The sequence below is a fragment of the Steroidobacter sp. genome, assembly GCF_016790065.1.
Taxonomy (GTDB): domain Bacteria; phylum Pseudomonadota; class Gammaproteobacteria; order Steroidobacterales; family Steroidobacteraceae; genus Steroidobacter.
The window spans coordinates 1-6,007 of record NZ_JAEUPY010000269.1; the positions used below are offsets into that span (position 1 = coordinate 1).

5 protein-coding genes are annotated in these 6,007 nt (G+C 62.2%); 3 read left to right on the plus strand and 2 right to left on the minus strand.

The window, feature by feature from the left end; translation table 11 throughout:
- Positions 1 to 1,031 (plus strand): GNAT family N-acetyltransferase (locus JNL55_RS11680; RefSeq protein ID WP_293853002.1); only part of this gene is annotated, 1,031 nt, incomplete at its 5' end.
- Positions 1,032 to 1,148: 117 nt separating this feature from the next.
- A complete protein-coding gene (locus JNL55_RS11685) occupies positions 1,149 to 2,171 on the plus strand; it encodes a LacI family DNA-binding transcriptional regulator (protein ID WP_293853006.1) in 1,023 nt (340 codons plus the stop codon).
- On the opposite strand, the gene JNL55_RS11690 is transcribed toward JNL55_RS11685, so the two are convergent.
- On the minus strand, positions 2,164 to 3,219 hold the full coding sequence (locus tag JNL55_RS11690; RefSeq protein ID WP_293853003.1) for an NAD(P)H-dependent flavin oxidoreductase: 1,056 nt from the start codon (positions 3,217 to 3,219) through the stop codon (positions 2,164 to 2,166). The two genes, JNL55_RS11685 and JNL55_RS11690, sit on opposite strands and share 8 nt — an antisense overlap.
- A gap of 54 nt (positions 3,220 to 3,273) precedes the next feature.
- Between JNL55_RS11690 and JNL55_RS11695 the strand changes: the two genes are divergently transcribed.
- Positions 3,274 to 4,218, plus strand: a complete 945-nt coding sequence (locus JNL55_RS11695; protein ID WP_293853004.1) for a DUF808 domain-containing protein — start codon at positions 3,274 to 3,276, stop codon at positions 4,216 to 4,218.
- 21 nt (positions 4,219 to 4,239) lie between these two features.
- On the opposite strand, the gene JNL55_RS11700 is transcribed toward JNL55_RS11695, so the two are convergent.
- Complete coding sequence (locus JNL55_RS11700) at positions 4,240 to 5,799, minus strand: S10 family peptidase (RefSeq protein ID WP_293853005.1); 1,560 nt, start codon at positions 5,797 to 5,799, stop codon at positions 4,240 to 4,242.
- Positions 5,800 to 6,007 lie beyond the last annotated feature (208 nt).

Sequence of the window (6,007 nt, forward strand, 5' to 3'; positions counted from 1 at the left end):
CCAGCGCACTTCGCGATGAGACCGATGATGTTGCCCTCGCCCGCTCGCTACGCTTGAGCAGTTACGCACTGGAAGCTCACACCGCCGTTCAACGCCGTATCCCTCGCACACCTGAACCGACGGCCGAGCCCGTCGTCAGTGCGCTATTGGAAGCGGAGATTGCCAATCTGCCGCCCGAGAACATCCTGGCCACCACCCAAGGCACGCAAGTCATGTTCGCGCGTGCCGAACAGATTCCCTGGACGCTTCGTGAGATCGGCCGGTTGCGAGAAATTGCCTTTCGCGCGGTCGATGAAGGCACCGGACAAAGTCGCGACTTGGACAAGTACGACCAGCACTACGTGCATCTGTTCTCTTGGGACACGCAGCGACGCGCCATCGTCGGCGCTTATCGTATTGGTCACGTGGACGAGATCCTGTCGAAGCACGGCCGGCGTGGGCTCTACACTCACTCCCTATTCTCTTACGGCGCCCCGTTCCTTCGCGCCGTCGGCAGCGCGCTGGAGCTTGGCCGTTCGTTTATCGTGCCTGAGCAGCAGCGCAACTTCGGCGCGTTGCTACTGCTTTGGAAAGGCATCGCTCAATACGTGGCGCGCCACCCGCGCTACCGAGTGCTGATCGGACCGGTGAGCATGAGCGCCGACTATCGGCCGCATTCGCAGGCGTTGCTGGTCGACTTCATCAAACGCCGTTGCTTCGATCGTCAGCTCGCCCAACTCATTCGGCCGCGCCGACCGTTCCGACGCACCCATTCGCTGGCGGCGTTGAGCGGCGACCTGGCCGGCCTCGGCGATCTCGACGGGGTCTCGCAGCTGTTGGAAAAGATCGAACCCGACGGCAAGGGCGTGCCGGTGCTGCTACGGCAATATCTCAAGCTCGGCGCCCGCGTGGTCGGCTTCAACGTCGATGCCAACTTCAGTGACGTGGTGGACGGCATGATCGTGGTCGACCTGACGCGCGTAGAGCAACGCGAGCTGTACAAATACATGGGCCGGGAAGCAGCCGAGACCTTTCTCGCCGCCAATCCGTAATCTTGACGTCCCGCCGAGCCCCAGCGCATCCTCGCGCTGCTGGGAAATGGAGCGGAGACACAGCTGGCTACGCATACGGACAAGCGGCGACCTCGTCGTCAGGTACAAGAAGTCACCATCGACGATGTCGCGGATGAAGCTGGCGTCTCACGCATGACGGTGTCGCGCGTTCTGCGCGGCGGACATTTGGTCCGGGCACCGCTACAAGAGCGTGTGCTCGCCGCCGTCAAGAAGCTCAACTACCGATTGAATCTTTCGGCGCGTGCGCTCGCTGGCTCAGGGCCGTCGCGGGTGGGCCTGGTGTATTCGAATCCCAGCCAGGCGTTTCTTAGCGAGCTGTTGACCGGTGCGCTCAAGGAATGCAGCAAGGTAGGCATGCAGCTCACGTTGACCGCTGAGACCGAGAGCAAAGACCGCACGACTGAGATCGAATCGCTGCTGAGCAGTGGCGTACAGTCCTTCTTACTGCCCTCGCCCGCCTGCGATGCGCCCGACGTGCTCGCCTTGTTGCATGAGGCAAACGCTCGATGGGTGGCGATTTCGCCGGCCAACCTGGAGCTACATCGGTTCAGTATTTCGGCGGCTCATTACGACATCGCCGTGCAAATGACTGCACGGTTGCTTGAGCTCGGTCATCGGCAGATCGGCTTCATCGCCGGCGATCCGGCGTCCAAGGGTGGCGCTGAACGGTTGCGCGGTCATCTCGATGCCATGGCCGCGGCCGGCATCGAGCGCTGTCCGGTCGAGCAGGGCTTCTTTACGTTTCAGTCTGGATTGGCCGCGACCGAGCGAATGTTGACGTCGCATCCCGAGTGCACAGCCATCGTCGCTTGCAACGACGACATGGCCGCCGCCGCGATCTCGGTGGCGCACCGGCACCGTCTCGATGTGCCGACCGACCTCACCATCGTCGGCTTCGACGACACGCCCATCGCCTCCATCGTGTCACCAGCCATCACCACCGCGCGACAGCCCATCGCCGAGATGGCCCAACACGCCATCCGAATGTTGCACGCGGCCGCCATGATGCCGGCGCCGGATGAAAGCAAACGGACGCAGACAGTTTTGCCCTGCACGTTGATCGAACGAGAGTCGAGTGGTCCGCCTAGACCCCAGCCACTGAGACTGGTGGTCAGCTAGCGCGCAGCTCTTCGACCAGCCGGCTCATCAACGTTGCGGCTGGCAGCTCGCGAGCCATCGGCGCGCCTTGCCCGGCCCAGTAGGCGGCGAACTCGTGATTGCCTTTAGCGCTGGCTGCGGCGTGCAGCGCCTTGCCGGCGTCATACACGATGGGGTAATCCGGCAACGCCGGCGCCCCGTCCATTTCATACATCCGATTCGGTAACCCTCTGGCCGGTCGCCCCGAAATAGTCGCCGTGATCCTGGTGTGATGCGCACGATCACTCTTCATCTGCTCTCGATACGCCGCACTGGCCGACGATTCCGGGCACAGCACGAACGCCGTCCCCAACTGAGCCCCCGCCGCTCCCAACTGCAAAGCCGCTGCAATCCCTGCCCCATCCATGATTCCACCTGCCGCGATCACAGGCAGCCCGCCTTGCCGAACCAGCATCCGAACCAGCGCCAAGGTGCCAATACCATCATCGCCAAGCTCAGGCGAGAACACGCCTCGGTGCCCGCCCGCCTCCACGCCTTGCGCCACGATGGCATCAACGCCAGCTCGCATGCACTCGACCGCCTCAGCCGAGTTCGTCGCGCAGGCCAACAGCACAATCCCCGCCTGGCGCAGTTGCCTGATCCAACCCACCTCCGGCAGGCCGAAATGAAAACTCACCACTGCTGGCCGCTCGGCCAACAGCATCGCCAACATGGCGTCATTGCCAACAAACGTCTGGTAGATCTCTGCAAGTGCGGACGGCGGCTCAACCCCAAACTCCGCAAACCTCGGCGCCAAATACTCCAGCCACGCAGCTTCGCGCGAGGCGTCTGCTGTCGCGCGCCGATGACAAAACAAATTCACATTGAACGGTCGAGCAGTCAGTGCTTTGGTCGCCCGGATCGCCGCTCGCGCCTGATCTACACTGCTCGCTCCCACGCCGAGCGAACCCAACCCACCGCTATTCGACACCGCTGCCGCCAGCTCGGGCGTCGACGTTCCCGCCATCGGCGCTTGAATAATGGGATGCTCCACATCCAACAACGACAGCAGCGCGGGGACTGTGCTCATGACGGGAGATTCTACAACGCTTGCCTAGTGAGCGCCGGCACGCCACCCTAGCGCATGGCATCAGGACTAGCAGCATTACTCGATGACGTCGCGGCCATCGCCAAACTGGCAGCCGCCTCCCTGGACGATGTAACCGCGGCAGCCAGCAAAGCCGGCTCAAAAGCCGTGGGCGTCGTGGTCGACGACGCCGCTGTGACACCGGGCTATGCCATGGGTTTCACGCCGGATCGCGAACTCCCCATCGTCTGGAAAATCGCGAAGGGTTCGCTACGTAACAAGTTTCTATTCTTGTTACCCGGCGCGCTGCTGCTGAGCGCCTTCGCCCCTTGGGCCGTCACCCCCATCTTGATGCTGGGTGGCGCCTACCTCTGTTTCGAAGCCACCGAGAAAATCATCGAGGCCGTCAGCAAGAGCTCCGGGCACGCCCAGGCAACGCCCGAGACCTCCGAGCTGGCGTTGAGTTCGTCAGAAATGGAAGCGCAGAAAGTCTCAGGCGCGATTCGCACCGACCTGATCTTGTCCGGCGAAATCATGGCCATCGCGCTCGCCACCGTCGCCGACCGCCCCTTCGCGATCCAGGCTGGTGCGCTGGTGGTGGTGAGCGTGCTGATCACCTTCGGCGTTTACGGCGTAGTCGGCCTGATCGTGAAAATGGACGACATCGGTGTGCACCTTGCGAAGGGTTCGTCGGCCGTGGCTCAGCAATTCGGTCGAGCCTTAGTGAAATCCATGCCGCACCTGATGAAAGCGCTGAGCGTCATCGGCACCGCCGCCATGCTCTGGGTCGGTGGCGGCATCATCGTGCACGGCCTGGAACACTTCGGCTTGGATACCGTGCCGCATTTCATCGAGTCACTGTCCCATGCCGCCGGCGCCGCTCCCGCCTTCGGTGCAGTCGCCAGCTGGCTGACCTTCGCCACCGGCTCAGCAGTCGTCGGCTTCATCATCGGCGCCGTATTGGTCGCGATCCTGCACGTGGTGACCAAGGGCAAGCACTGAAGCCGCAGCTTGCCCCGTCGCTCAGTGCGCGTTCTGGTCGATGAACGTCTTGAGATGATCGCTGAACTTGCCCATCGAGCCCGGGTGCACGTACATCATGTGCCCAGCCTCGTAGTACTCGATATGCACGTTACGACGCAGCTCGGGCGTGATGTTCAGATGATCGATGGCAGACTTCACCGTGCCATACGGACAAGCCAGATCGAAATAGCCGGTCTGCACCAGCACCTTCATCTTGGGATTCATGGTCATCGCATAGGAAATGTCGGGCAACACGTTGGCATACGGCACCTTGCCGCCGCCGGAGTCGGGCTGGACATGAGTCATGTCCCAGTCCTTGTATAGGCCAGCCGACAATTCATATTTCGTTTCCGACATCACACCCAACTCGCGACGAGCGTAGTCGTTGTAGGCAGCGACTACAGCGGGTGCGACTGAACTGATGTACGGATCAAACGCGGTGGTTTCCGCGATTCGGCTGGGCATACCGCCGGCGAAGCGTGAATCGACGCGACCGAGCGACGTGCCCTGAGCGCGCATCAGTTCCTGCAAGAAATGACCTTCGTCCATGCGCAGGTTGGCCGCATCCCAATACGCAGCGCTCACGCCGGTGTAACGAGCCAACCCTTCGAGCGCCGTCTGTCGCTCCTCGGCCGTCGCTCGCGCCCCCTTGTACAACACCGGGTGATAAACGGTGTCGATCCACTGTTCTACTTCACGAAGGAACGGCAACAACTCGGGCGGACGCGGATTGAGCGCCTTGTGATACCAGGCCGTGGCCGCGTAAGTGGAAAGGAAGTTGGCATCGCCAGCGTCGCTGTTCAGGCCTGCCGTGCCGGTGACGAAGTCCAGATACGGCGACACCAACATGATGCCGTTCAGCGCGACGTTGTGCCGGGTGAGCAAATCGTAGGTCACACCGCCGGTGCGAATGCCGCCGTAGCTTTCGCCGAGCACAAACTTGGGGCTGGCCCAACGCTGATAATCGCCGAGATAGCGGACGATGAAATCGGACACCGAGCGAATGTCGTTGTCCACGCCCCAGAACTGCTTGCCCTCGGCTTTGCCCACCGGCCGCGAAAAGCCGGCACCCACCGGATCGATCAGCACCAGATCGGCGCGATCCAGGAAGCTGTATTCGTTGTCGATCAGCTTGAATGGACCGCGCGTGTTGCTGGTGAGATCCTCGAGCACTGCGCGCCGCGGACCGAGAATGCCCATGTGCAGCCACGCTGATGCTGAACCGGGGCCACCATTGTATGCAAACACGATGGGCCGCGTGCGTGCGTCCTGACCTTGCCGAACATACGCAGTGAAGCCGAACAGCGCGATCGGCTCGTCCTTGTCGTTCTTCATCAGCAGCGTGCCGCTGGTCGCCTCGTAATCGATGGCTTTGCCGCCGATGCGGATTTGATGGCGCGAGGTCCACACCTTCGGTTCCGGCTTCGGCTTGTCCTGCTTGTCGTTATTCCCTTGCGGCCCCGGTGCAACCGGCGGCGGAGGTTCCTCGGCAGCGTTGCATACAACAGGAGCAGCGAGCCACAGAGATGCAGCGAGTGCGGCGACCAGGCCATGTTTCATCGGGCGCTACCAGTCGTTTGAGGGACGCCCAGTATATGGCGTCCACCCTCGCTGGCAGCACTCGGTTAGTCACCGAGCACGCCTTGCTCAATTCAAGCCTGGGCTCAATTCAAGCCTGGGCTCAGTTGAAGCCGTGATACTCCTTGTCCTTGGCAGGCGCTTTCGGCGGCGTCGGCGGCTCGCCGGATTCTGCCGCCAACCAACGACG